26 protein-coding genes are annotated in these 24,087 nt (G+C 69.8%); 10 read left to right on the forward strand and 16 right to left on the reverse strand.

The genetic code is table 11. The features are described 5' to 3' along the window. Nucleotides 1-185 precede the first annotated feature (185 nt). The 4 genes from MYL53_RS08180 to MYL53_RS08195 all read right to left on the reverse strand — a co-directional run bounded on the left by MYL53_RS08180 (nucleotide 186) and on the right by MYL53_RS08195 (nucleotide 4,212). On the reverse strand, nucleotides 186-629 hold the full coding sequence (locus MYL53_RS08180) for a DNA polymerase III subunit chi (RefSeq protein WP_247853147.1): 444 nt from the start codon (nucleotides 627-629) through the stop codon (nucleotides 186-188). A gap of 9 nt (nucleotides 630-638) precedes the next feature. Further along, entirely contained in the window at nucleotides 639-1,379 is a 741-nt protein-coding gene (locus tag MYL53_RS08185) for an SDR family oxidoreductase (protein WP_247853148.1), read from the reverse strand. Nucleotides 1,380-1,437: 58 nt separating this feature from the next. Then, nucleotides 1,438-2,538, reverse strand: a complete 1,101-nt coding sequence (locus tag MYL53_RS08190) for a branched-chain amino acid aminotransferase (protein WP_247853149.1) — start codon at nucleotides 2,536-2,538, stop codon at nucleotides 1,438-1,440. Between the two features lie 150 nt (nucleotides 2,539-2,688). Continuing rightward, on the reverse strand, nucleotides 2,689-4,212 hold the full coding sequence (locus MYL53_RS08195; protein ID WP_247853151.1) for a leucyl aminopeptidase: 1,524 nt from the start codon (nucleotides 4,210-4,212) through the stop codon (nucleotides 2,689-2,691). A gap of 184 nt (nucleotides 4,213-4,396) precedes the next feature. Between MYL53_RS08195 and lptF the strand changes: the two genes are divergently transcribed. The 5 genes from lptF to bfr all read left to right on the forward strand — a co-directional run bounded on the left by lptF (nucleotide 4,397) and on the right by bfr (nucleotide 7,968). Further along, nucleotides 4,397-5,479, forward strand: a complete 1,083-nt coding sequence (lptF, locus tag MYL53_RS08200; RefSeq protein ID WP_247853152.1) for an LPS export ABC transporter permease LptF — start codon at nucleotides 4,397-4,399, stop codon at nucleotides 5,477-5,479. Next, complete coding sequence (lptG, locus tag MYL53_RS08205; RefSeq protein WP_247853153.1) at nucleotides 5,476-6,540, forward strand: LPS export ABC transporter permease LptG; 1,065 nt, start codon at nucleotides 5,476-5,478, stop codon at nucleotides 6,538-6,540. The genes lptF and lptG overlap by 4 nt, the downstream gene beginning before the upstream one ends. A 17-nt stretch (nucleotides 6,541-6,557) precedes the next feature. Then, nucleotides 6,558-7,031 carry an RDD family protein gene (locus MYL53_RS08210; protein ID WP_247853154.1) on the forward strand — a complete coding sequence of 158 codons (474 nt, stop codon included), beginning with the start codon at nucleotides 6,558-6,560 and terminating at the stop codon, nucleotides 7,029-7,031. 101 nt (nucleotides 7,032-7,132) lie between these two features. After that, the gene (locus tag MYL53_RS08215) at nucleotides 7,133-7,339 is read left to right on the forward strand and encodes a (2Fe-2S)-binding protein (RefSeq protein ID WP_247853155.1); all 207 of its coding nucleotides are present in this window, start codon (nucleotides 7,133-7,135) and stop codon (nucleotides 7,337-7,339) included. Between the two features lie 152 nt (nucleotides 7,340-7,491). Then, complete coding sequence (bfr, locus tag MYL53_RS08220) at nucleotides 7,492-7,968, forward strand: bacterioferritin (protein WP_247853156.1); 477 nt, start codon at nucleotides 7,492-7,494, stop codon at nucleotides 7,966-7,968. Nucleotides 7,969-8,250: 282 nt separating this feature from the next. Here bfr and MYL53_RS08225 read toward each other — a convergent pair whose 3' ends face one another. Genes MYL53_RS08225 through MYL53_RS08235 form a run of 3 tightly spaced genes read right to left on the reverse strand, consistent with a single transcriptional unit; the run spans nucleotide 8,251 to nucleotide 10,081 of the window. Beyond that, nucleotides 8,251-8,478 carry a DUF1653 domain-containing protein gene (locus tag MYL53_RS08225; RefSeq protein WP_247853158.1) on the reverse strand — a complete coding sequence of 76 codons (228 nt, stop codon included), beginning with the start codon at nucleotides 8,476-8,478 and terminating at the stop codon, nucleotides 8,251-8,253. Nucleotides 8,479-8,495: 17 nt separating this feature from the next. Continuing rightward, on the reverse strand, nucleotides 8,496-9,320 hold the full coding sequence (tcdA, locus tag MYL53_RS08230) for a tRNA cyclic N6-threonylcarbamoyladenosine(37) synthase TcdA (protein WP_247853159.1): 825 nt from the start codon (nucleotides 9,318-9,320) through the stop codon (nucleotides 8,496-8,498). Next, on the reverse strand, nucleotides 9,317-10,081 hold the full coding sequence (locus tag MYL53_RS08235) for a pseudouridine synthase (protein ID WP_247853160.1): 765 nt from the start codon (nucleotides 10,079-10,081) through the stop codon (nucleotides 9,317-9,319). The genes tcdA and MYL53_RS08235 overlap by 4 nt, the downstream gene beginning before the upstream one ends. A gap of 131 nt (nucleotides 10,082-10,212) precedes the next feature. On the opposite strand from MYL53_RS08235, the gene MYL53_RS08240 reads away from it, so the two are divergent. Together MYL53_RS08240 and MYL53_RS08245 are read left to right on the forward strand one after the other, a co-directional pair. Next, entirely contained in the window at nucleotides 10,213-10,935 is a 723-nt protein-coding gene (locus MYL53_RS08240) for an SIR2 family NAD-dependent protein deacylase (RefSeq protein WP_247853162.1), read from the forward strand. An 82-nt stretch (nucleotides 10,936-11,017) separates the two neighbouring features. Then, complete coding sequence (locus MYL53_RS08245; protein ID WP_247853163.1) at nucleotides 11,018-11,776, forward strand: tRNA-uridine aminocarboxypropyltransferase; 759 nt, start codon at nucleotides 11,018-11,020, stop codon at nucleotides 11,774-11,776. Nucleotides 11,777-11,779: 3 nt separating this feature from the next. On the opposite strand, the gene MYL53_RS08250 is transcribed toward MYL53_RS08245, so the two are convergent. Further along, nucleotides 11,780-12,244, reverse strand: a complete 465-nt coding sequence (locus MYL53_RS08250; protein WP_247853164.1) for a MarR family winged helix-turn-helix transcriptional regulator — start codon at nucleotides 12,242-12,244, stop codon at nucleotides 11,780-11,782. A 200-nt stretch (nucleotides 12,245-12,444) separates the two neighbouring features. On the opposite strand from MYL53_RS08250, the gene MYL53_RS08255 reads away from it, so the two are divergent. After that, nucleotides 12,445-13,392 (forward strand): bile acid:sodium symporter family protein, encoded by a 948-nt coding sequence (locus MYL53_RS08255; protein ID WP_247853166.1) that lies wholly within the window; start codon nucleotides 12,445-12,447, stop codon nucleotides 13,390-13,392. A 79-nt stretch (nucleotides 13,393-13,471) separates the two neighbouring features. Here MYL53_RS08255 and MYL53_RS08260 read toward each other — a convergent pair whose 3' ends face one another. From MYL53_RS08260 to def, 8 genes are all read right to left on the reverse strand, one after another. Beyond that, entirely contained in the window at nucleotides 13,472-13,801 is a 330-nt protein-coding gene (locus MYL53_RS08260; RefSeq protein WP_247853168.1) for a c-type cytochrome, read from the reverse strand. A gap of 189 nt (nucleotides 13,802-13,990) precedes the next feature. Continuing rightward, nucleotides 13,991-15,229, reverse strand: a complete 1,239-nt coding sequence (locus tag MYL53_RS08265; RefSeq protein WP_247853170.1) for a TraB/GumN family protein — start codon at nucleotides 15,227-15,229, stop codon at nucleotides 13,991-13,993. Between the two features lie 172 nt (nucleotides 15,230-15,401). Beyond that, complete coding sequence (locus MYL53_RS08270) at nucleotides 15,402-16,880, reverse strand: TrkH family potassium uptake protein (RefSeq protein ID WP_247853538.1); 1,479 nt, start codon at nucleotides 16,878-16,880, stop codon at nucleotides 15,402-15,404. 106 nt (nucleotides 16,881-16,986) lie between these two features. Then, on the reverse strand, nucleotides 16,987-18,360 hold the full coding sequence (gene trkA, locus MYL53_RS08275; protein ID WP_247853172.1) for a Trk system potassium transporter TrkA: 1,374 nt from the start codon (nucleotides 18,358-18,360) through the stop codon (nucleotides 16,987-16,989). 107 nt (nucleotides 18,361-18,467) lie between these two features. Next, on the reverse strand, nucleotides 18,468-18,671 hold the full coding sequence (locus MYL53_RS08280; protein WP_247853174.1) for a dodecin: 204 nt from the start codon (nucleotides 18,669-18,671) through the stop codon (nucleotides 18,468-18,470). 65 nt (nucleotides 18,672-18,736) lie between these two features. Then, nucleotides 18,737-20,077: a 16S rRNA (cytosine(967)-C(5))-methyltransferase RsmB gene (gene rsmB / locus MYL53_RS08285; protein ID WP_247853176.1), complete on the reverse strand. Its 1,341-nt coding sequence runs from the start codon at nucleotides 20,075-20,077 to the stop codon at nucleotides 18,737-18,739. Further along, nucleotides 20,074-21,066, reverse strand: a complete 993-nt coding sequence (gene fmt / locus MYL53_RS08290; protein ID WP_247853177.1) for a methionyl-tRNA formyltransferase — start codon at nucleotides 21,064-21,066, stop codon at nucleotides 20,074-20,076. Before fmt ends, rsmB begins: the two co-directional genes overlap by 4 nt. Before the next feature lie 117 nt (nucleotides 21,067-21,183). After that, nucleotides 21,184-21,696 carry a peptide deformylase gene (gene def, locus MYL53_RS08295; protein ID WP_247853178.1) on the reverse strand — a complete coding sequence of 171 codons (513 nt, stop codon included), beginning with the start codon at nucleotides 21,694-21,696 and terminating at the stop codon, nucleotides 21,184-21,186. Between the two features lie 165 nt (nucleotides 21,697-21,861). On the opposite strand from def, the gene MYL53_RS08300 reads away from it, so the two are divergent. Together MYL53_RS08300 and dprA are read left to right on the forward strand one after the other, a co-directional pair. Then, nucleotides 21,862-22,950 (forward strand): LysM peptidoglycan-binding domain-containing protein, encoded by a 1,089-nt coding sequence (locus MYL53_RS08300; RefSeq protein ID WP_247853179.1) that lies wholly within the window; start codon nucleotides 21,862-21,864, stop codon nucleotides 22,948-22,950. Between the two features lie 9 nt (nucleotides 22,951-22,959). Beyond that, on the forward strand, nucleotides 22,960-24,072 hold the full coding sequence (gene dprA / locus MYL53_RS08305; RefSeq protein ID WP_247853181.1) for a DNA-processing protein DprA: 1,113 nt from the start codon (nucleotides 22,960-22,962) through the stop codon (nucleotides 24,070-24,072). Nucleotides 24,073-24,087 lie beyond the last annotated feature (15 nt).

A 24,087-nucleotide genomic window follows, 5' to 3' on the forward strand; every position in this document is an offset into this window, starting at 1 on the left:
GGGCCGGGCGGCGTCATGGGCGGTCGACGGGCTTCTCGATGCAGTGAGGGGCGCCGGGGACAGGTCGAAGAGGGGGTTTTTGGCCATGGATGGCCAAAGAAGCGCCCAGGGATGGGTTCATAGCGCCCCTCTGAGACCTGTCGCCGGGCTAGCCCCGAACAGTACGGCTCAGGAACAGGCGGAAATCAGGCCCCGGCGCGCAGATGGTGCGGCGTGACCGGGTAGCCGCGCTTCTTGTAGGTCTGCCAGCAGCGCCGCTTGGCGGTCAGCACCGCCTGATGCTGGTTGATGATCTCGGCGACCCGCTCGAAGCGCGAGAACCACTCGGGAATCTCCGGGTGCAGGTTGAGCATCGCCTGCACGCCGGCGTCGCCGGGCGGCGGTTCCTGCCAGCCGATGGTCACCGGCACGCTGTCGGCCTGCTCGCTGCCGAGCAGCGCGTGGGGCAGGTAGGCGTCGGGCCGGAAGGTCCAGAGGACGTCGTCCAGCTCCCGGGCCATGGCCTCGTCCTCGGCGTGCAGGTGCAGCCGATAGCCCTTGCGGGCGATGGTCTCGGCCAGCCGGCAGGCGAACGCCAGCCGCGCTTCCAGGGTGGTCTCGGGGAGGATATAGAAATCGATGCGGGTCATGGTCCCTCGTTACACGCCGCCATCGACGTCGATGAGCGAGCCGGTGGAGAACTCGCTGCCGACCAGCCACATGATGGCCGAGGCGATCTCTTCGGGCTCGCCGATGCGACCCAGCGGGATGCGCTGGCCGGCGGTGTCGACCTTGCCCGCATTGTCGGCGCTGGCGTGGATCGTGGTGCGAATCACGCCGGGGCGAACGGCGTTGACGCGAATGCCTTCGCCGGCGACCTCTCGCGCCAGCCCTCGCGTCAGGCTGTCGATGGCGCCCTTGGACGCGGCGTAATCGACATACTCATCGGGCCCGCCCAGGCGAGCGGCCACCGACGACACGTTGACGATGGCGCCGCCGTTGCCGCCGCGGCGAGTCGACATGCGTTTCACCGCCTCCCGGGCACAGATCATCGGCCCCGCGACGTTGATGCGCATCATGCGCTCGACGCGGGCGAAGTCCATGTCCTCGACGCGACAGTTGGCGTCCACCACGCCGGCATTGTTGACCAGCACGTCCAGACGCCCCAGCTCGGCGTCGACGGTGGCGAACAGCCCTCGGATACCGTCCTCGCTGGCGACATCGGCCTGGGCGGCGATGGCCTGGCCGCCCGCCTCGCGGATGGCGCTGATCACTTCCTCGGCAGCCCGATGGTCGCGGAGATAGTTGACCACCACCGTATAACCCTGGCGAGCCGCCAGTCGCGCGGTGGCCGCGCCGATGCCGCGGCCGGCACCGGTGATCAGCATCACGGGATTCATGCGATCTCTCCTGCAGGAAGGGGCGGGTTCCCCGGGCGCCGGCCCGGGGGGGGGAGGCTTACACCAGGCGGGTCAGCCAGCCGTACTTGTCCTCGCTGCGGCCGTACTGCAGATCGAGCAGACGGGTGCGCAGGCGCTTGGCGATCTCGTTGTCGCCCTCGGCGGAGAGGCGGATGGTGTCGTCCTCGGTCACCAGTTCGCCCACCGGGGTGATCACCGCGGCGGTGCCGCAGGCGAAGACCTCGACGATCTCGCCGCTGGCCGCGCCCTCGCGCCACTCGTCGATGCTGATCGGGCGCTCTTCCGGGGTCAGGCCCTCGTCGCGCGCCAGGGTCAGCACCGAGTCGCGGGTCACGCCCTCGAGGATGGTGTCGGTCAGGCGCGGGGTGACGATACGGCCGTCGCGGTAGACGAAGAACAGGTTCATGCCGCCCAGTTCCTCGATCCACTTGTTCTCGGCGGCGTCGAGGAAGGCGACCTGGCTGCAGTCGTGATCGGCGGCTTCCTTCTGGGCGGCCAGGGAGGCGGCGTAGTTGCCGCCGCACTTGGCGAAGCCGGTGCCGCCGGGCGCGGCGCGCTTGTAGTGCGAGGACAGCCAGATCGAGACCGGCTTGATGCCGCCCTTGAAGTAGGCCGCGGCCGGCGAGGCGATGACGTAGTAGTCGACCTCGTGGGACGGGCGCACGCCGAGGAAGGTCTCGCTGGCGATCATGAACGGGCGCAGGTAGAGGCTCGATTCGTCGGCCTCGCTGGCCGGCGTCGGCACCCAGTCGTGGTCCTGGGCCAGCAGCGCCTTGAGCGAGTCGATGAAGTCCTCGTCGGACAGCTCCGGCAGCGCCAGGCGGCGGGCGCTGCGGCGGAAGCGCTCGGCGTTCTTCTCGGGGCGGAAGGTCCACACCGAGCCGTCGGCGTGGCGATAGGCCTTCACGCCCTCGAAGATTTCCTGGCCGTAGTGCAGCACCGCGGCGGCCGGGTCCAGGGTCAGCGGGCCGTAGGGACGTACCTCATGGCCGTGCCAGCCGGCGTCGACGGTCCAGCGGACGTGGGCCATGTGATCGGTGAAGTAGCGCCCGAAGCCGGGATTGCTCAGGATCTCTTCACGGATCGGGGTCGCCGTGGCGTCGGCGGTGGGCAGCACGGAAAAACGTTCGGTGGACACGGCTTGGTCTCCGCTTCTCTCGGGGCGCGGCCGGCGCCCCGGCAGGCTAAACAGGGTGGCCGGGCGAGAGGCCGCCCGGTCAACGAATGTCGACATTCACATGAAAAAGTCGCCACGCCCAAAAGGCAAGCCCGGGCGTGGCGGCGGCGTTCAGGCCTCGCCGTCGGATTCGACCTTGCCCTCGGCCTCGCGGTCCAGCAGGTACTGGGTCAGCAGGCTGACCGGGCGGCCGGTGGCGCCTTTCTGCGCGCCGGAGTTCCAGGCGGTGCCGGCGATGTCCAGGTGCGCCCAGGGGAACTTGTCGGCGAAGCGCGAGAGGAAGCAGCCGGCGGTGATGGTGCCCGCCGGGCGGCCGCCGATGTTGGCCAGGTCGGCGAAGTTGGAATCCAGCTGCTCCTGGTACTCGTCCCACAGCGGCAGGTGCCAGGCGCGATCCCAGGCGGTCTCGCCGGCGTCCAGCAGGTCCAGCGCCAGGTCGTCGTCGTTGGCCATCAGCCCGGTGGCGTGGTGGCCCAGGGCGATGATGGCGGCGCCGGTGAGGGTGGCGATGTCGACCACGCTGGCAGGCTCGAAGCGCTCGGCGTAGGTCAGAGCGTCGCACAGCACCAAGCGGCCCTCGGCGTCGGTGTTGAGCACCTCCACCGACAGGCCCTTGAGGGTCTTGATGATATCGCCGGGCTTGGTGGCGCGGCCGCTTGGCATGTTCTCGGCGCTGGCGACGATGGCCACCAGGTTGATCTTCGGGCGCACGGCGAGCACCGAGGTGACGGCGCCGAACACGCTGGCGGCGCCGCACATGTCGAACTTCATCTCGTCCATGCCCGCGCCGGGCTTCAGTGAGATGCCGCCGGAATCGAAGGTGATGCCCTTGCCGATCAGCACGTGGGGCGCCTCGTCGGGATCCTCGGCACCCTGGTACTTCATCACGATCAGCCGCGAGGGCTCGTCGCTGCCGTGGCCCACGGACAGCAGCGAGTGGGCGCCCAGCGCCTCCAGGGCTTCCTCGTCGAGGATCTCGGCGCTCAGCGCGCCGTTGGAGTCGGCGGCCAGCTGCTCGGCGCGTTCGGCCAGGTAGCGCGGCGTGCAGACGTTGCCGGGCAGGTTGCCCAGGGTGCGGGCGGCGTTGATGCCCTGGCCGATGCCGTTGCCGACCCGGGCGCCCTCGCGGGCCGCCTCGGCGTCGTCGCCTTCGCTGACCAGCAGGGTCACGCGATCGAGCTTCGGCGCCGGGCCGGGCTCGGACTTGAATTCGGTGAAGCGGTAGACCGCGCGATGGGCGGCCTCGGCGACCATGCGCGCCTTCCAGTCGCTGTCGCGATCAAGCACCGGCACGTCGGTGAAGGCCACCGCGGCGTCGTCGGCGGGCAGCGCCGCCAGGGCAGTGAAGGCCGCGTCCACGGCCTTGCGGAAGGCGCCTTCCTGGCACTTGTCCCGGGTTCCCAGTCCGACCAGCAGCAGGCGATCGGCGCTCAGGCCGGGCGCGAACGGAATCATCTGCACGTTGCCAAGCTTGGCGTCGAAGTCTTCGCGCTCGATCAGCTGGCCGATCAGCCGCTCACTGGCGTCGTCGAGCTTGGCGGCGGCGGGCAGCAGATCGCCATCCTTGAACACCGGTACCACGAGGCAGGCCGTCTCGACCTTGGCGGGATTGGCCGTCTGAACTGGGAATTCCATGGTGTCTCCACAAGACAAGCGGTGGGGGATTCTGGATAATGCCGGCATATTGCCGAGTCGTCCCAGTGTACCCCAGGAGCCTGCCGGACTTCACACCGAACTGTGGCGTTCGACACTCCCCCGGGCCTGCGTCTCATTGCATGGAAGAGGGCCGGGCCGGACGGACCCGGATCGGGAGACCACGTTGATCATATTCCGCTATCTGACCCGCGAGATCCTGCAGACCATGGCCGCGGTGGCCGGGGTGCTGCTGCTGGTGATCATGGGCAGCCGCTTCATTCGCTACTTCGCCAACGCGGCGGACGGCGAGATCCCCCTGGATATTCTCGGCACCCTGATGCTGTTTCACCTGCCGGGGTTTCTGCAGCTGATCCTGCCGCTGGCGTTCTTCCTCGGCATCCTGCTGGCCTACGGCCAGCTCTACCTGAACAGCGAGATCACCGTGCTGGTGGCCTGCGGCACCAGCCCCAACCGGCTGCTGCAGGTCAGCCTGGTGCCGGCCACCCTGGTGGCGGTGATGGTGGGGCTGTGCAGCCTATGGCTGAGCCCTGCCGGCGCACTGCATAACGAGGTGATGCTCGAGAAGCAGCGCAGCCAGCTCGACTTCTCGGTGCTCAATCCGGGGCGTTTCCAGGACTTCGGCAGCGGGCGTACGGCCTATACCGAGGCCTTGAGCGACGACCAGCAGGAGATGCACGGGGTGTTCATCAGCGAGCGTCAGCGCCGCTCCGACGGCACGCCGGCCACGTTGGTGACCCGCGCCACCGGCGGCTATCAGACCGTCGACGAGGACACCGGCAGCCGCTTCCTGGTGCTGACCGACGGTGAGCGCTACAGCGTCGCCCCCGGCCGCGCCGAGGCCGAGCGGCTCGAGTTCGGCACCTATGCGGTGCGGCTGTCGCGCGACGAGAAGAGCCTCGACCTCGACGACCCCGAGTTCGCCACCACCGCGGCGCTGTTCGACGACGATTCGACGCCCGCCGCGGCCCAGCTGCAGTGGCGCCTCAGCCTGCCGCTGATGGTGTTTGTCCTGACCCTGATGGCGATGCCGCTGTCGCGGGTCAATCCGCGCCAGGGGCGCTTCGCCAAGCTGCTGCCGGCGATCTTTCTCTACGTGGCCTATCTCAGCCTGCTGCTGGCGGCCCAGGATGCCATCTCCCGCGGCAGCTGGCCGGCCGGCGTCGGCATGTGGCCGATTCACGCGGCCTTCCTGGCCATCGGCCTGGGCATGACGCTGCAGGCACAACGCAAGGGGATGAGCGGATGATCGCCGACCGTCTCGATCGCTACATCGCCCGCCAGGTACTCGGGGCGATCCTGGTGGTGCAGGTGATCCTGCTGGGGCTCGACCTGGTGATCACCTACATCAACGACCTGGGCGACGTGGAGGGCGACTACGGTGCCCTGCAGGTGCTCTTCTATCTGGTGTTCCGGCTGCCCTGGCGCTTCTATCAATATGCCCCGGTGGGGGTGCTGATCGGCGCGCTGATCGGGCTCGGCAGCATGGCTTCGAGCAACGAGCTCACCGTGATGCGCGCCGCGGGCCGCTCGCTGGTGCGCATCCTCTGGGGGGTGATGAAGCCGATCATCCTGGTGATCGTGGTAGTGCTGTTCGTGGCCGAGTTCGTCAGTCCCAAGACCGAGCAGTTCGCCAGCGCCTGGCGGCTCGAGAAGCGCCAGGGCGAGGGCTCGGTGCTGACCGAGAGCGGCGGCTGGCAGCGCGAGGGCAACGACTTCTACCGCTTCGGGGCGATCCGCGCCGACCAGGTGGTGCTGGACCTGACCCGCTACCGCTTCGAGGGCCAGCAGCTGCGCGAGGCGCTCAGCGCCCGCCGCGCGGTGTGGCAGGACGGCGGCTGGGTGCTGCATGACGTCGACGAGACCCGCTTCGTCGACGATCACACCGAGACCCGGCACTGGCAGACGCACGCCTGGCAGACCGATCTGACGCCCGACGTGCTCGACCGCCTGCTGCGCGACGTGGAGACCCAGGCGCCCAGCGAGCTGTGGGCCTATGCCCGCCACCTGCAGGCCCAGGGCCAGGACGCCACCCAGCCGCTGATCTACTTCTGGCAGAAGATGCTGATGCCGCTGACCATGGCCTCGCTGGTGCTGGTGGCGGCGTCCTTCGTGTTCGGCCCGCTGCGCACCGTGGCCGCTGGCACCCGGGTGTTCTACGGCGTGGTCACCGGGCTGGTGTTCAAGTACCTGCAGGACCTGCTGGGGCCGGCCTCCACGCTGTTCGGCTTCTCGCCGGCCTGGGCCGTGCTGGTGCCGACGCTGCTGTGCGCCGGCCTGGGCCTCTACCTGCTGCGCCGTACCGGCTGACCCGCCTGGTTCCTGCCATGTCGCGCCGCTTCGATTGCCTCGACGACGTCTGGCCCGCCGGCCTCGGCCGGCGGCTCGGCGCCATGCTCTACGACGGCCTGCTGCTGCTGGCGCTGTGGATCGTCATCGGTGCCGCCCACGTGGCGGTGACGCGCCTGCTGCTGGGGCTGCCCGCCGAGCGGGTCGGCCTCGGCGCCGCCCAGGTATGGTCGCTGCGCGCCCTGCTGGCGCTCTCCGCGCTGGCCTTCTTCACCTATTTCTGGACCCGCGGCGGCATGACGCTGGGCATGCAGGCCTGGCGGTTGCGGGTGCAGACCCTCGACGGCCACGCCATCGGCCGGCGCCAGGCCCTGATGCGTTGCCTGGTCGGCGCGCTCGCCTTCCTGCCGCTGGGGCTCGGCCACCTCTGGGTGCTGTTCGATACCGAGCGTCGCAGCTGGTCGGACCTGGCCTCCGGCACCCGCGTGGTGGTACTGCCCCGGCGGCGTTGAGTCCTTTGGTAACGTTGCGGACACACAATAGTCCTGCGTCATGCTTGCGATAGTCCATGCGAATCATTTACATTCGACTCGTGACCGATGCGAGGTGATGTATGTACGTGTGTCTGTGCAAGGGTGTGAGTGACAAGGCGATCCGCCGCAGCGTGGAAGAGGGCGCGCGCAGCTGGCGCGAGGTCCAGCGCGAGACGGGATGCGGCACCCAGTGCGGCAAGTGCGCCTGCATGGGCAAGGCCATCACCCGCGAGACGATCCAGGAAGAGATGAGTCTGGCCAGCGAGGGGCTCGCCTACGCCGTTTGATGGCAATCGCTATCGTTTCTTTTGGCGTTTTCAACGTTCTGATTTATTTGAGTTTTTCCTGATATCACCTAGACTGTCCGGCACATATGGCGGTGCGATGGTACGCATGCCAAGCTGAAGGACGACCCCGACGACAGCAATGAGGTGGTGTCATGAAAGGCGACAAGAAGGTCATCGAGTACCTCAATACCGCGCTCGGCAATGAGCTGGTCGCGATCAACCAGTACTACCTGCACGCCAAGATGTTCCAGGACTGGGGTCTGGCCGCGCTCGGCAAGCTCGAGTACGAAGAGTCCATCGACGAGATGAAGCACGCCGACAAGCTGATCGAGCGGATCCTGTTCCTCGAGGGCGTGCCCAACCTGCAGGACTACGGCAAGCTGCTGATCGGCGAGGACACCAGGGAGATGCTCGAGTGCGACCTCAAGCTCGAGCTCCAGGGCCGTGACGACTACATCGAGGCGATCGCCTACTGCGAGTCTGTGCAGGACTACGTCACCCGCGACCTGTTCCGCGACATCCTTGCCGACGAGGAAGAGCACATCGACAAGCTCGAGACCGAGCTCTCGCTGATCGACAAGGTCGGCATCCAGAACTACCTGCAGAAGCAGATGCACGAAGCGGAATAAGGCATTGTCGAATGGACTCGTTCGGTGACAAGCCCCGAAGTGTCAGACCATCGCGAGGCGCTATGAACCCATCCATGGGCGCTTCATCCGCCCTGCGGCGCTTTCGCTTCCTGCTGCGCTTGCAGGACCGGTGCCGTCCGTCCCTGAACAGCCCGTTCGGCGGAATCCGTCTCACCCCTGGCGGATAACCCTCGCTTCGTCTTGCCCCCGAACATCGGTCATCGATATCAAGAAGGCGCCCCGAGGGGCGCCTTCTTGCGTTCGGCGTGAGCCTGCCCGGGCTCAGGAAAAGGCCTTTTCCAGCGCGAAGCGGGGCGTCACTTCCCCGTCCACCTCGACCGTTTCCATGAACATGCCCAGCGGACGCACCCACAGGCCGTACTCGCCGTAGAGCGCGCGGTAGGTCACCAGTGCCTCCTCGGTCTCGCTGTGATGGGCCACGCCGATCACCTCGTAGAGCGGGCCCTTGTAGTGGCGGTAGATGCCGGGCACGGGATGCGAAACGTCCATGAGTCTCTCCAGGGAATTCAGCGGGATGAGGCGGCGTCTCGGGCCAGCCGCGCCAGGGTGCGTGAGGCCGCCGTGAAGCCGAAGCTGCCGGTGACGAAGGTCGCCGCGCCGAAGCCCGAGGCACAGTCGAGGCGGGTGGCCTCGCCGGCACCGGGCTTGGTGTGGCAGACCTCGCCGTCGGCGCCGGGGTAGACGAGCTGTTCGTTGGAGTAGACGCACTCCACCGAGAAGCGCCGCTTGGGATTGCGCGAGAAGCCGTGGTCGCGACGCAGCCGCGAGCGCACCTTGGCCAGCAGCGGGTCGTGCTCGGTGCGGGTCAGGTCGGCCACGCGGATGCGCGTCGGGTCGGTCTGGCCGCCCGCCGCGCCGGTCACGGTGATCGGCAGCTTGCGGCGCTTGCACCAGGCGATCAGCGCCGCCTTGGCCACCACGCTGTCGATGGCGTCGATCACGTGGTCCAGGTCCTCGGGCAGCCGCTCGGCGAGGTTGGTCGGGGTCACGAAGGCGGTGTCCGCCACCACCTCGATGCCGGGCTGGATGGCCCGGCAGCGCTCGGCCAGCACCTCGACCTTGGGCCGGCCGACGGTGCCGTCCAGGGCGTGCAGCTGGCGGTTGACGTTGGACACGCAGACGTCGTCGAGGTCGATCAGCGTCAGCTTGCCGATGCCGGAGCGGGCCAGGGCCTCCACGGCCCAGCTGCCGACGCCGCCGACGCCGATCACCGCCACGTGGGCGTTCCGGAAGCGCTCCAGGGCGCGGGCGCCGTAGAGGCGGCGGATGCCGCCGAAGCGCAGCTCGTGGTCGTCGGTCTCGAGGGAGGCGGGGCTCGGAAAATCGTTCATGGCAGTTCACATGGCTCGGCGGAGGGCGCACGGCGGTTGGTGGGCAGGTGGCCCGCCCAGCCGAAGCGCTGGAACAGCGCGGTCATGGGGGCGTCCAGGGCGCAGCCCAGGTCCAGGCGCCGGCCGTCCACCGGGTGGTCGAAGCTCAGGCCCACGGCGGCCAGCAGCAGCCGCGGGCAGTCGAGTCGGTCGGCGAAGAAGCGGTTGTGCACGCCCTTGCCGTGCTTGGCGTCGCCGATGATCGGGTAGCCGCGCTGGGACAGGTGGCGGCGGATCTGGTGGCGTCGCCCGGTCAGCGGTCGCGCCTCCATCAGCGAGTAGCGGCTGCTGGGGTAGCGGTCGACCCGCACCGGCAGCTCGACGCTGTCCAGCCGCCGCACCTCGGTGACGGCCTCCATGGCCGGCATCTCGGCCTTGGGACGGCGGCCGTCCTCCTCGCGCAGGGCGTACTCGAGGCGCTCGGCGTCCGGCCCGGTGCCGCGCACCACGGCCAGGTAGCGCTTGGCCACGCGGTGCTGCTCGAAGGCCTCGCCCAGGCGGCGGGCGACCTCGGACGAAAGCGCGAATACCATCAGCCCCGAGGTGGGGCGGTCCAGGCGGTGCACCGGATAGACCCGCTGGCCCAGCTGGTCGCGCAGGGTCTGCAGCAGGAAGTGGCGCTCGCCCCGGGCCAGGGCGCTGCGATGCACCAGCAGCCCGGCGGGCTTGTGCACCGCGACCAGGTGTTCGTCGTGATGGAGAATCGGCAGCGGTTCGGTCATCGGGCGGCTCGGGGGAGGCGGCGAGGGTGCCCATTGTCGCCGCGAGGCGAGCGGATGTCATCCGCCGCTCGCTGCTTTGCCGGGGCGGAATATGGCAAGCTGGGGCGAGCTCCCCGATACGCGAGACGACCATGAGCGACGACTCCCGCCCCCATCTGGTGGTGCTGACCGGCGCCGGCATCAGCGCCGAGAGCGGCATCCAGACCTTCCGCGCCGCCGACGGCCTGTGGGCCGACGAACCCGTCGAGGCGGTCGCCACGCCTGAGGGCTGGGCCCGTGATCCCGAACGGGTGCTGCGCTTCTACGACGCGCGACGAGACCAGGTGCGCGGGGCCGCGCCCAACGCCGCCCACCGGGCCCTGGCCGAGCTCGAGGCGGACGGCTTCCGGGTCAGCGTCATTACCCAGAACATCGACGACCTGCACGAGCGGGCCGGCTCGCGCAGCGTGCTGCACCTTCACGGCGAGATCCTGATGGCGCGCTCCAGCGTCGACCCGGCGCTGCGCTACCCGCTGCCCCGGGGTGGCATCCGCTTGGGCGACCTGTGCGACAAGGGCGGCCAGCTGCGCCCCGACGTGGTGTGGTTCGGCGAGGCCGTGCCGGCCTATCCGGTGGCCTGCGACATCGTCGCCGAGGCCGATCTGCTGCTGGTGGTGGGCACCTCGCTGGCGGTGATGCCGGCCGCGATGCTGCTCGACGAGGCGCCGTTCGGCGTATCCTGTGCGCTGGTCGACCCCGAGGCGGAGACTCTGGCGCCGCGCGGGGTGGCGAAGATCGCCCGGCCCGCCGGCGAGGGCGTGCCGGCGCTGGTGCGCCACTGGCGCGAGACGGGGCGGCTTGCGATGCCGGAATAATGAGGTGGGGCGAGGAGTGAGGGGCCAGTCGGCGTGCTAGAATGGCCCCCTTTCCGATCTTCCCTCCGGCGCGACGACGACCATGCAGGACGATACCCCCAGCCCCGACCACGCCGACGTGGATCCCGCCACCGGACATCCACGGCCGCCGCGGCGCGAGTTCAAGGCCCGCGGCAGCTTCGTGCGCCGCTGCGAGTCCTGCAACCTGCCGGCGCTGAACTGCCTGTGCCCCTACAAGGTGACGGCGGAGAGCCGCACCCGGGTGTGGCTGATCACTCATCCGCTGGAGCACTACAAGCCCACCAACACCGGGCGGCTGATTCGCGACGTCCTGCCCACCACCGAGGTCTTCACCTGGTATCGCACCGAACCGGACGCACGGCTGCTGGCGATGCTCGAGGACGCGCGCTACGCGCCCTTCGTGATCTTTCCCGACGATCAGGAAGACTACGCTCACCGGGTGGTCGGCATGGAGCGCGTGGCGGCGCGCCAGGCGGAAGGGCGGATTCCGGTGTTCGTGATCCTCGACGGCACCTGGCGCCAGGCGCGGCGCATCTTCCGCAAGAGTCCCTACCTGGCCGAGCTGCCGGTGCTGCCGCTGACCACCGAGCGGCTGACCCGCTACCGGCTGCGCAAGCCGGCCTCCGAGGCGCACCTGTGCACCGCCGAGGTGGCGGTGGAGCTGCTGCGTCAGGCCGGCGATGGAGAGGCCGCCGAGCGGCTCGACGACTACTTCGACGTCTTCAACGACAGCTACGCCGCCAGCCGGCGCCACGGCAAGATCGAGGCGCCGACGCCGGCCATGCGGCGGCTGCTGAAAGCGAACCAGGCCGGAGAGTAGGGATCAGGCGGGGGGCTCTTCCTGCGCGCCGGGTTCCTGCTGCAGGCGTCGGTCAATCAGATCCAGGGCGTCCAGAAGGGCCTCGATCTGGTTATCGCTCAGGTCGCTGAGCAGCGCCCGCTCGGCCTCGTGCAGGTCGCCCTTGAGGACGGCCACGGCGTCGCGCCCGGCCGGGGTCAGGAAGACCCGTTTGGTGCGGCGGTCGCGCTCGTCGCTGACGCGTTCGACCTGGCCCTTGGCCTCGAGGCGATCCAGGTGGCGCACCAGGCTGGAGCCCTCCATGCCGACGCGTTTGGCCAGCGCCTTCTGGCTGAGGCCGTCGCCGCCGGCTTCGAGATGGATGAGTGGGGCCCAGCTGGTGTCGGCATGGCCGGCCAGGGTCATGTGATGGTCGAGGGCGCGCCGCCAGCGGCGAGAAACGGTGGAGAGCCGGATGCCGAAGCGCTCCCGGGCGTTGGATGAGGTCATGGCGTCACTGTTTTGTTGCTAATTATTGAGCTTGAACCTATCACGCCCGCGTCCGCCTGTCAGCCGACATTCGTCGACCATCGAGCGCTGACCATTGCCCGTGCCGGCCGGGTCGACGACCATAGGCAGCCGAGCGGCCGTCAGTACCGCGTCGGCCAAGCATCATCAACACCAAAAAAACGATATCGCAAGGACACGTCATGCACCTCTTCGAGCGCTTCAATCGTCTCTTTCCCGTCTGGGCGGTGCTGCTGGCCGTGGTCGCCGCCTGGCAGCCGCAGCTCTTCACCGGCTTGGCCGGCAGCATCAAGACGCTGCTGGTGGTCATCATGTTCGCCATGGGCCTGACCCTGTCCAAGGCCGACTTCGCGCGGGTGGTGAAGTCGCCGGCGCCGATCGCCGTGGGCGTGGCGCTGCAGTTCCTGATCATGCCGGTGGCGGCGCTGGCGATCTCGCGGCTGCTGGGGCTCTCCGACGCCCTGACCATTGGCATGGTGCTGGTCGGTGCCACCGCCGGCGGCACGTCCTCCAACGTCATGACCTGGCTGGCCGGCGGCCGGGTGGCGCTCTCGGTGTCGATGACCATGGTCTCGACGCTGCTGTCGGTGGTGGCCACGCCGCTGCTGACCCTGCTGCTGGTCGGCAAGAGCGTCGACGTGCCGGTGGCGGGCATGCTGACCAGCATCGCCCAGCTGGTGGTGGTGCCGATCCTGGTCGGGGTGATCGTCAATCACTGGCTGGGCGATCGCATCGCGCGGATCGAGCCGGCGCTGGCGAGCCTGGCGATGCTGGCCATCGTGGTCATCATCGCCATCGTGGTGGCGCTCAACGCCGGCCGGCTGGCGACCCTGGGGCCGATCGTGGCGCTGGCGGTGATCGCCCACAATGCCGTCGGCCTGGCCGGTGGCTATGGCCTGGCTCGGGCGCTGCGCTTCGACGAGCGCACCGCGCGCACCATCGCCTTCGAGGTCGGGCTGCAGAACTCCGGGCTTGCGGTGGCCCTGGCCAACCAGTTCTTCACCGCCACCTCGGCGCTGCCGGGGGCGCTGTTCTCGGTGTGGCACAACGTCTCCGGCTCGCTGCTGGCAGGCGCCTGGAAGCGCCGCCCGGCAGAAGACGAGCCTTCGCCGGCGCTTCAGTCACGCTGAAGCGGCACGTGCCCCACGCGCCAGCAAGGCAGTAAAGGGGCCCGGGCAGCCATGCCCGGGCCCCTTTCCGTGGTATCGCCTATTCCTCGCGCATGCCGAAGATCCAATCCACCAGCCGCTCGGCGTCTTCCTGGCTCACCTCGGGGCGCTCGCCGGCGTCCGGCATGGTGGCCGAGCCCCAGTGATCCTCGCCGCCGGTCATCACCACGTCGACCAGGTAGCCGCGCATCTCGCTGCCCTCGTACTTCGCCGCGATGCTGGCGAAGCCCGGCGCCCGTGGCGTGTCGTCGGCACGGCCGTGGCAGCCCAGGCAGCCCTTCTCCTCCGCCAGCTGCGCCGTGTCGCCATGCATGTCCGCCGAGACCGGCGCGATGCCCAGGATCATGACGCTCGATACCAGGGCCAACATAAGCGTTCTCATCGTTTCCCCCTTGCGGTGATAGCCGCCGTCACGTGATGCGTCGCGTCGCCGTTAGGGCGACGCGGGCTTTAAACGTAGGCCGGCGTCCGGCGAGAAACCTTGCGCTGTGTCATGGCCAGGGAAGGGCGTGGTGGGCGCCGGTCGGGCGCCCGGTAGCGTTCAGTGGTGGCCGGGCCGTCAGTTGCCGAACAGGGCGCCGGCGATGCGGAAGCCGGCGATCCAGGTGCCGGCGGCGGAGCCCAGGGTCGCGGTGAGGAACACCAGCAGGGTGCGTGAGACCCGGTTGCGCCACCAGCCCTTCACCTGAGTGACGTCGTGGCGCAGGGTGGCGAAGTCGCGCACCTTGGGCTTGCGCATGGCGAGCTCGACCCCGGCGGCCACGAAGCCGGCGCCGATGGTGGGATTGAGCGAGGTCAGCGGGGCCGCGATCACGGTGGCGATCACCGTCAGCGGATGGGCCAGCGCCACCAGCGTGGCGGCGCCCGAGAGCACGCCGTTGATCACGAACCATTCGGCCACCAGCTGCCAGCCGAGCCCGGTGTTGCGCGAGAAGCCGACGGCGAAGCCGGTCAGCACCAGCAGCGTGATCAGCCACGGCAGCGTCTTCCACACCTTCGAAGGTGGCGGCGTGGCCTCCAGCGCCTCGCGCTCCGGCGTCGGCGCTTCGGGCAGCGGCCGTTCCAGGTGCTCTGCCATGCCCTTGAGGTGGCCGGCGCCGATCACCACCAGCACGTGGCGATAGCGCCCCGGCGGGCACTGCTCGGCCAGGCGCAGCGTCATGTAGCGGTCGCGCTCGCTGATCAGCGGCGTGTAGAGGCTCTCGGACTCACTGGCGAATTCGCTGAAGGTGGACTCCAGCACGTCGCCCTCCTTGAGCCGCTCGATGTCCTCCGCGGAGACGTCCTGACGCGACAGCACCCCGCCAAGCAGCCCCGAGAACAGCGAGAAGCGCTGCCACCAGGGCACGTTGTGATAGATGCGCTTGAGGGTCACGCCGACGTCGCGGTCGACCAGCAGCAGCGGCAGCTGGCGGGCGCGGCTGGCCTCCAGGGCGGCGCGCATCTCGGCCCCGGGCTCGATGCCGGACTGCTCGGCGACGCGCTGCTGAAAGGCGCCCAGCGCCAGGCTGGCGGCGACCATGCCGGCCTTGCCCTGGCGGAAGATCTGGAACAGGTCCTGCTCGCCCAGTGCATCGGGATTGGCCAGGTTCTGATGACGCGAGTCGCACAGTTCGATGGCCACGGCGTCGAACTCGCCGGAGTCGATCAGCTCGCGCACCTCGGCGGCGCTCTCGGCGGAGACGTGGGCGGTGCCCAGCAGGGTATAGCGGGTCTCGCCCACCTGGAGGGTGCGGCGCGGGCCGCCGCCGGCGACCTGCTCGCGCTCGACGGTCGCGGTGTCCTGGGAGTCGGTCATGGACGCTCGGGTCTGAAGGATGAAGACCCGATTATCCACGAAGCCCGCCGGCGGGCCAAACCCGCCGCGGGCGCTTGCACCGGCCTTGCGACTTGTCGCTATACCGCGTCGGATGAAATGTCGGGGGGAAGCGCTGATTTATGTCGAGCGCAGCAATCAATCCGCGTTTTCCCTATTTGCGCCAGAACATCGGGGTAAACAGCACCAGCACGGTGAGGATCTCCAGGCGGCCCATCAGCATGCCGATGCACAAGAGCCACTTGGCGGCGTCGGGCAGGGGGCCGAAGTTGCCCGCCGGGCCGATGATGTCGCCGAGGCCGGGGCCGACGTTGGCCACCGCCGTGGCCGCCCCCGACAGCGCGGTGACCAGGTCCAGGCCCAGCAGCGACAGGCCCAGGGCCAGCCCGGCGATGGTCAGGAAGAAGAAGAACGAGAAGGCGATGACACCGCGGGTCACGTCGTCGGTCAGCGGATGGCCGTTGTAGCGGGCCGAGAACACGCCGTTGGCGTGCACCAGGAAGCGCAGCTGGTTGCGCAGCAGGATGGTCGCGACCTGGAAGCGGAACACTTTCATGCCGCCGCTGGTGGAGCCGCTGCAGCCGCCGATGAAGGTCAGGTAGAAGAAGGCCACCGCGGCCAGGCTGCCCCAGGCCGTGTAGTCGTCGCCGGCGAAGCCGGTGGTGGTGACCACCGAGACCACGTTGAAGGTCACCTGGGTGAGCGAGTCGAAGGCGTCGTTACCCTGCCAGATGCGCCAGGCGGTGAGCAGCACGATGACGATCGCCAGCATGCCCAGCAGGCCACGCACCTGCTGGTCGTGCCACAGGGCGAGCCGCGCGCCGCGCAGCACCCGGATGTAGATCACGAAGGGCAGGGCACCGCCGAGCATGAACAGGCTGCCCAGCCACAGCAGATGCGGCTGGTCGGCGTAGGCGCCGAAGGAGGCGTCGGAGTTGGCGAAGCCGCCGGTGGCCACCGAGGTCATGGCGTGGACGATGGCATCGATCGGCGCCATGCCGCCGAGCCAGTAGCTGGCCACCGCGGCCAGGGTCATGCCGCAGTAGATGATCAGCGTGGCCTTGGCGATCCCGCCGGTGCGGGGCATGACCTTGTCCGACCAGTCCGAGGATTCGGTGTGGAACAGTCGCATGCCGCCGACCTTGAGGAACGGCAGGATGGCGATGCCCATCACGATGATGCCGACCCCGCCCAGCCACTGCATCAGGCCGCGCCACAGCTTGAGGCCGTCGGACAGCCCCTCGATGTTGGTCAGCACCGTGGAGCCGGTGGTGGTGATGGCCGAGACCGATTCGAACACCGCGTTGGTAAACGACAGCTGGGTGGCCCCCAGCACCAGCGGCAGGCTGGCGAAGCCGCTGATCGAGACCCAGCTCAGCGAGGTGACCACGAACATCTGCCAGGGCTTGAAGCTGATCTCCACCCGCAGCGTCGACAGCAGGATCGCGGCCACCGAGCCCAGCACGATCAGAATCGACAGGCCGAACGCCGTGGCGTCGACGTCGCCCTCCAGCATCAGCACCAGCCAGGGCACCATCATGAAGGCCGCCAGCACCAGCCAAAGCAGCGCCAGCACCTTGAGTACCGGCGCCCAGTGGCGCGTACGCTGCAGGGTCGCCCCGCTAGCCAGCAGGCTCACGAGCGCGCCTCCGAGGCGCGGGCGAGCGGGCGGCGAACGGCGTCATCGAACGATGGCTGGTGGATCATGCGGATTCCCTCGCGTGCAGGCTGGCGGCGGCTCAGAAGAAGGTCAGGCCGACCTGGAAGAGCCGCTCCACGTCGCGGATGCGGCGCTTGTCGATGACGAACAGGATCAGGTGGTCGCCGGACTGGATGACCACGTCGTCGTGGGCGATCAGTACGTCCTTGCCGCGCACCACGGCGCCGATGGTGGTGCCCCGCGGCAGGTCGATCTCGCCGATGGCGCGGCCGACCACCTTGGACGACTGCTGGTCGCCGTGGGCGATGGCCTCGATGGCCTCGGCGGCGCCGCGGCGCAGCGAGTGCACGTTGACGATGTCGCCGCGGCGCACGTGGGTCAGCAGGCTGCCGATGGTGGCCTGCTGCGGGGAGATGGCGATGTCGATCTCGCCGCCCTGGACCAGGTCCACGTAGGCGGCGTTGTTGATCAGGGTAAGGACCTTCTTGGCACCCATGCGCTTGGCCAGCATCGACGACATGATGTTGACCTCGTCGTCGTTGGTCAGCGCGCAGAAGATGTCGCACTCCTCGATGTTCTCCTCCTCCAGCAGGCGCTTGCTGGTGGCGCTGCCGTGAAGCACCACGGTGCGGTCGAGGCGCTCGGAGAGCTGGGTGCAGCGCTCCAGGCTGTGCTCGACGATCTTCACCTGATGGCTGTGCTCGAGGTGCTCGGCGAGGCGCTCGCCGATGTTGCCGCCGCCGGCGATGATCACCCGGCGGAAGTCGCGCTCGAGGCGACGCAGTTCGCTCATCACCGCGCGGATGTCGCGGCGGTCGGCGATGAAGAACACCTCGTCGTCGGCCTCGATGACGGTGTCGCCGCGGGGGATGATCGGCCGGTTGCGGCGATAGATGGCCGCCACCCGGGTGTCCACGCTGGGCATGTGGCGGCGCAGGAAGCCGAGCTCCTGGCCGACCAGCGGGCCGCCGTAGAAGGCCTTCACCGCCACCAGCTGGACCTGGCCGCCGGCGAACTCCAGCACCTGCAGGGCGCCGGGATGCTCGATCAGCCGGCGGATGTGGTCGGTGACCACCTGTTCGGGGCTGATCAGCACGTCGATGGGCACCGCCTCGTGGGCGAACAGGCCCTTGCGGGTCAGGTAGGCGGTGGCGCGGACGCGGGCGATCTTGGTCGGCGTGCGGAACAGCGTGTAGGCGACCTGACAGGCAATCATGTTCACCTCGTCGGAGTTGGTCACCGCGATCAGCATGTCGGCGTCTTCGCAGCCGGCCTGGCGGAGCACCATCGGGTAGGAGCCGGCGCCGGTCACGGTGCGGATGTCGAGCCGGGTATGCAGCTCGCGCAGCTTCTTGGCGTCGGTGTCCACCACCGTGATTTCGTTTTCTTCGTGCGCCAGGTGCTCGGCCAGGGTCCCGCCGACCTGGCCGGCGCCGAGGATGATGATCTTCATCGCGTGTCACAGTCCGGAGCTAGACGGACGGCGCCTCGCAGGCGCCGTCTCGGGAGTGGCGGCAAGCCTAAACCAGCCTTGGATGGATGAACAGGGTCGAAGGGACTTCAGTCCAGGGTGAAGCCGACCTTGATCGTGACCTGCCAGTGAGCCACCCGGCCGTGCTCGATATGGCCGCGGGTGTCGATGACCTCGAACCAGCGCATGCCATGCAGGCTCTCCGAGGCCTTGGTCAGTGCGCTCTGGACGGCGTCCTCGATGCTCGTCTCGGAGCTGCCGGTCAGCTCGATGTGCTTGTAGGTGTGGCTCATGGTGTCGTCCTCTGGCAGCGGGGAAAGGGCGAGGAGGCCGACAGGCGGAGGCCCCCTCCGGCCGCTCAGGCGGCCCGCTTCCTCAGTCTGGCATAGAAGAAGCCGTCATGGCTGTCGGCGCTCGGCAGCAGCTGGCGGCCGGCGCCGGCGGGGCGGCCCCAGGCCACGCCGTCGGGCGTGGTCACCTCGGCGTCCGGGGTGCGGGCGAGGAAGGCGGCGACCTGGTCGGCGTTCTCCTCGGGCAGCACCGAGCAGGTGGCATAGAGCAGCGTGCCGCCCGGCGCCAGCAGCGGCCACAGGTTGTCGAGCAGCCGGGCCTGGAGCTCGGCCAGCTTGGCGATGTCCGAGTGGCGGCGCAGGCGCTTGATGTCCGGATGGCGGCGGATCACGCCGCTGCCCGAGCAGGGCGCGTCGAGCAGGATGGCGTCGAACGGCGTGCCGTCCCACCAGTCGCGCCGGGTGGCGTCGCCGTGGGCCAGGTCGGCCTCCAGGCCGAGCCGCGACAGGGTGTCCTCGACCCGCGCCAGGCGGGTGTCGTCGCTGTCGATGGCCTGCAGGTCGACGTCGAACAGCTCGAGCAGGTGGGCGGTCTTGCCGCCCGGGGCGCAGCAGGCGTCCAGCACCCGGGCGCCGGGGCGCGGGGCGAGGGTCGGGCCGAGCAGCTCGGCGGCGAGCTGGGCCGCTTCGTCCTGCACGCTGACCAGCCCCTCCTGGAAGCCGGGCAGCCGGCCGACGTCGCACGGCTCGTCGAGGGTCAGGCCCTCGGGCGAGTGCAGGCACAGGCGGGCGCCGATGTCCGGTGCGTCGAGGCGCTCGAGGTAGCTCTCGCGGTCGCCGTGGCGGCGATTGACGCGCAGCGTCATCGGCCCGGGCTGGTTGTTGGCCTCGCAGATCGCGCGCCAGTCGTCCGGCCAGGCCTGACGGAAGGCCTTTAGCCACCACTTGGGATGCAGCAACGCCACCGCCGGGTCGCGATCGACCTCGGCCTGGAGGGTGCTGGCCTCGCGCTGCAGGCGGCGCAGGCAGCCATTGAGCACCCGGGTGGCCCAGGGCTTGTTGATCAGCCGCGCGGCGCCGGCGGTCTCACCCACCGCGGCGTGGGGCGGAATACGCGTGTAGAGCAGCTGGTAGATGCCCACCAGCAGCAGCGCCTGGACGTCGGCGTCGCGGGTCTTGAAGGGCTTGTCCAGCAGCTTGCCGGCGAGCGCCTCGAGGCGGCACAGGGCGCGGCAGCTGCCGAAGCACAGCTCCTTGAACAGGCCGCGATCCCGGGACACCACCTGATGGTCGTCGAGGTTGCTGAGCGAGCCGCGGCCGGTGATCACCGGCACCAGGGCGCGGGCGGCCGCGGCGCGCACCGCCTGGCCGCTGTCGGGCGAGCGGGAGGAATGGCGCGGCTGGTTCATGCGGGAGTCTCCTGGTTCGGCCGGCCCAGGCGGCTGCCGGGCGCGAAGCGATCCGCGCGAGCCTTGAGCAGCTCGCGCACGTCGAGGGGCTTGCCGCCGGGCAGCTGGGCCCGGGTGACGCGCAGCACCTGGGCGCCGTGCTCGCCGCAGGCGATGCGCAGGGCGTCATCGTCATGGGGCAGCAGGGTGCCGGGGGCGGCGCGCTCGTCGCTGGGTGTGGCTTGAGCGTCGGCCTCGGCCATCAGCAGCCGCAGGCGATCGTCGCCCAGCGCGCACCAGGCCACCGGCCAGGGATTGAAGGCGCGGATGCGCGCGGCCAGGGCCTCGGCGTCCTCGCGGAAGTCGAGTTCGGCCTCGGCCTTGGACAGCTTGGCGGCGTAGGTGACGCCGTCCTCGGGCTGTGGCGTGGCGGCGAGGCCGTCGCCGGCCAGGGCGTCCAGCGTCTCGACCATGGCCCGGCCGCCCAGGGCGGCCAGGGCGTCATGCAGGGCGCCGCCGGTGGTGGTGGCGGTGATCGGCGTTCGGGCGATGCGCAGCATGGCGCCGGTATCGAGCCCCTCGTCCATCTGCATGATGGTCACGCCGCTCTCGGCGTCGCCGGCCTCGATGCCGCGCTGGATCGGCGCGGCGCCGCGCCAGCGCGGCAGCAGCGAGGCGTGGACGTTGATGCAGCCGAGGCGCGGGGTGTCGAGCACCGCCTTGGGCAGGATCAGGCCGTAGGCCACCACCACCATGATGTCCGCCTCCAGGGCGGCCAGTTCGGCCAGGGCCTCGGGCGTCTTCAGCGATGCCGGCTGATGGACCGGCAGGTCGTGCTCGAGGGCCAGTGCCTTGACCGGGCTGGGGGTGAGCTTGCGGCCGCGGCCGGCGGGGCGGTCGGGCTGGGTGTAGACGGCGACGACGCGATGGGAGCTCGCCAGCAGCGCCGACAGGCTCTCGGCGGCGAAGTCGGGCGTGCCGGCGAAGATGACGCGCAGGGGTCGGGACATGGGTTCGGAGGCCTTGCCGGAATGAATGCCTCCCATGATAACGGAGCCGGGCCCAAACGACGAAGGCCGGCGCCCATCGGGCACCGGCCTTCATCTCGGTAAGGGCGTCGAGGCGACTCAGGCCGGCTGGTTCAGCCGGTGGCGCTTCTGCATCTTCTTCATCACCCGGTCGCGCTTGAGCGGCGAGAGGTAGTCGACAAACAGTACGCCCTCGAGGTGGTCGTGCTCGTGCTGGATGCAGTGGGCCAGCAGGCCGTCGGCCTCGAGTTCGTAGGGCTGGCCGTTGCGGTCCAGGGCCTTGAGCTGGACCTTCAGCGCCCGCGGCACCTCGGCGTAGTACTCGGGCACCGACAGGCAGCCTTCCTGCATCGGCTCGCGCTCCTCGCCGATCGGCACGTACTCGGGGTTGATCAGCACGAGCGGGGCGCTCTGGTCCTCGCTGACGTCGATCACGATGACCCGGCGGTGCACGTCCACCTGGGTGGCCGCCAGGCCGATGCCGGGCGCGGCATACATCGTCTCGAGCATGTCGTCGACCAGCCGGCGCACCTCGTCGTCGACCGTCTCGACGGGGGCGGCCTTGGTACGGAGCCGCTCGTCGGGGAATTCGAGAATGGGGAGTCTGGCCATGGCGTTGGTATCACCGTTGTGCTGTCATTCGGGAAATACGGCTATTCTAGAAGCCTGCGGCATGCCGGGAAACCGCGGCACAACGCATCGTATCGATAGCATCAGACTATACCACGGCGGCGAGGTTCCTGGCGCCGCCGAGCTCATCAGGCAGGGAGCGAGGCAATGAAGCAGATCGGACGCAGCAGGCTCGTGTGGCGCTGGCTGGGGGGGCTGGCGCTGGGAATGCTCGCCACCGGCGCCGCCCAGGCCCAGGGCCTGAGCTGGGACGATGGTCTGAGGGGCGACGCTCCCGATCGCTACACCGTGGTGCGAGGCGACACCCTGTGGGACATCTCCGGACGTTTCCTGCAGCACCCCTGGCAGTGGCCCGAGGTGTGGCAGGTCAATCCGCAGATCGAGAACCCGCACCTGATCTACCCCGGCGATATCGTCTACCTCTACGACTGCGGCGGCCGCCCGTGTCTGGGGCTGGAGCGCGGCCAGGGCGTGGTGCACCTGTCGCCGGAGGTGCGCACCGTGCCGCGGCGCGAGGCGATCGAGCCGATCCCGCTGGAATCGGTGCGCCTGTTCATGCGCGATCATCGAGTCATCACCGATCCCGAGGCCCTCGACGAGCTGGCCTATGTGGTGGGCGGCAACGACGGCCGGCTGATCAGCGGCGCCGGCGACCGCTTCTACGCCCGCGGCGAGGTGCCGGCCGGCGCCCGCGTCGGCATCTATCGCCCCGGCGAACGCTATCTCGACCAGGCCACCGGCGAGGTGCTGGGCCTCGAGCTCGAGAGCGTGGGCGAGGCCCGGCAGATGCGCCAGGAGGACGATGTCGCGGTACTGGAGGCCACCAAGGCGACCCAGGAGATTCGCAACGGTGACATCGTGCTGCCGCTGGAGGATCGCGCCCTGGTCACCGAGTTCCTGCCGCGGGCCCCGGATCGGGCCGTCGAGGGGCATATCCTGTCGGTGCCCGGCGGCGTGCGTTTCATCGGCCGGCTGCAGATGGTCGCCCTGGACCGCGGCACCCGCGACGGCCTGGCGCCGGGCCATGTGCTGGCGGTGGAGCAGCGCGGCGAGCTGGTCGACGATCCCCGCACCGGCGAGATGCTGCGCCTGCCCGGCGAGGATGCCGGGCTGGTGATGGTGGTGCGGCCCTACGAGAAGATGAGCTATGGCCTGGTGATGCAGGCCTCGCGCACCCTGGCGGTGGGCGACCGCCTGCACACTCCGGGCGCCGGCCTGGACACGGCGCAGCGCTAGGCCGCTACCATGCCGACGGCCAGGGAGTGGCGGCTGCTGTCGCGCCTGCCCGGCCTCGGGGCCGGCGGGCTGGCCGAGCTCGCCGCCCGTGCCCCGGACTGGCCCCAGGGCTGGCTGGCGGCGATGCCACGCGAGGCCGCGACCGCCCTGCGGCTGTGGCTCGACCATCCCGCGCGCAGTCCGCTCACCGCTGACCTCGACGCCGACGAGGCCTGGCTCGCCGAGGCGCCCGGCCGTGAGCTGTTGCATCCCGATCATCCCGCCTGGCCGGCGCCGCTGGCCCAGATAGCCGATCCGCCGCCGGTGCTGTGGGCCTGGGGCGATCTCGACGCGCTGGCGCCGCCGCGGCTGGCCATGGTGGGCACCCGCAAGCCGACCCGCGAGGGGCTCGCCAACGCCGCTGGCTTTGCCCGGGCGCTGACCGAGCGCGGCTGGAGCGTGGTCAGCGGCATGGCGCTGGGCATCGACGCCGCCGCCCAGCAGGCGGCGCTGGAAGCGGGCGGCCGCAGCGTGGCGGTGCTCGGCGGCGGGGTGGACGTGATCTATCCGGCTCGCCATCGCGCCCTGCACGAGCGGCTGCGTGAGCCGGGCGGCCTGCTGCTGTCCGAACATCCGCCCGGTACCAGGCCCCACCCCGCCTTCTTCCCGCGCCGCAATCGCATCGTCACCGGGCTTTGCCGCGGCGTGCTGGTGGTGGAGGCCGCCGAGCGCAGCGGATCGCTGGTCAGCGCCCGGCTGGCCGGCGAGCAGAGCCGCGAGGTGTTCGCCGTGCCGGGCTCGATCCACAATCCCCAGGCCCGGGGCTGCCTGGGACTGCTGCGCGACGGCGCGGTGCTGGTGCGCGACGTCGACGACATCCTCGCCGAGCTGCCCGCCTGGAGCGCCGCGCCGGAGGCGCCGCGCGCGCGGTCATCAGAGCAAACGCCCGCCGTCACCGACGCCGACGATCCGCTGCTGGCCTGGCTCAGCGATACCCCGACCCCGGTCGACTCCCTGGTGAACCTCACCGGGCTGTCGGTGGCCGAGTGCCAGCGCCGGCTGCTGGCCCTCGAGCTGGAGGGTCGCGCCGGCCCCGCCGCCGGCGGCTGGGTGCGCCTGCCGGGCTCCGGGGGAGCGTGGTAGAATCCCGGCCCATGT

It is taken from the genome of Halomonas getboli, from assembly GCF_023094245.1.
Taxonomy (GTDB): Bacteria; Pseudomonadota; Gammaproteobacteria; order Pseudomonadales; family Halomonadaceae; genus Halomonas; species Halomonas getboli.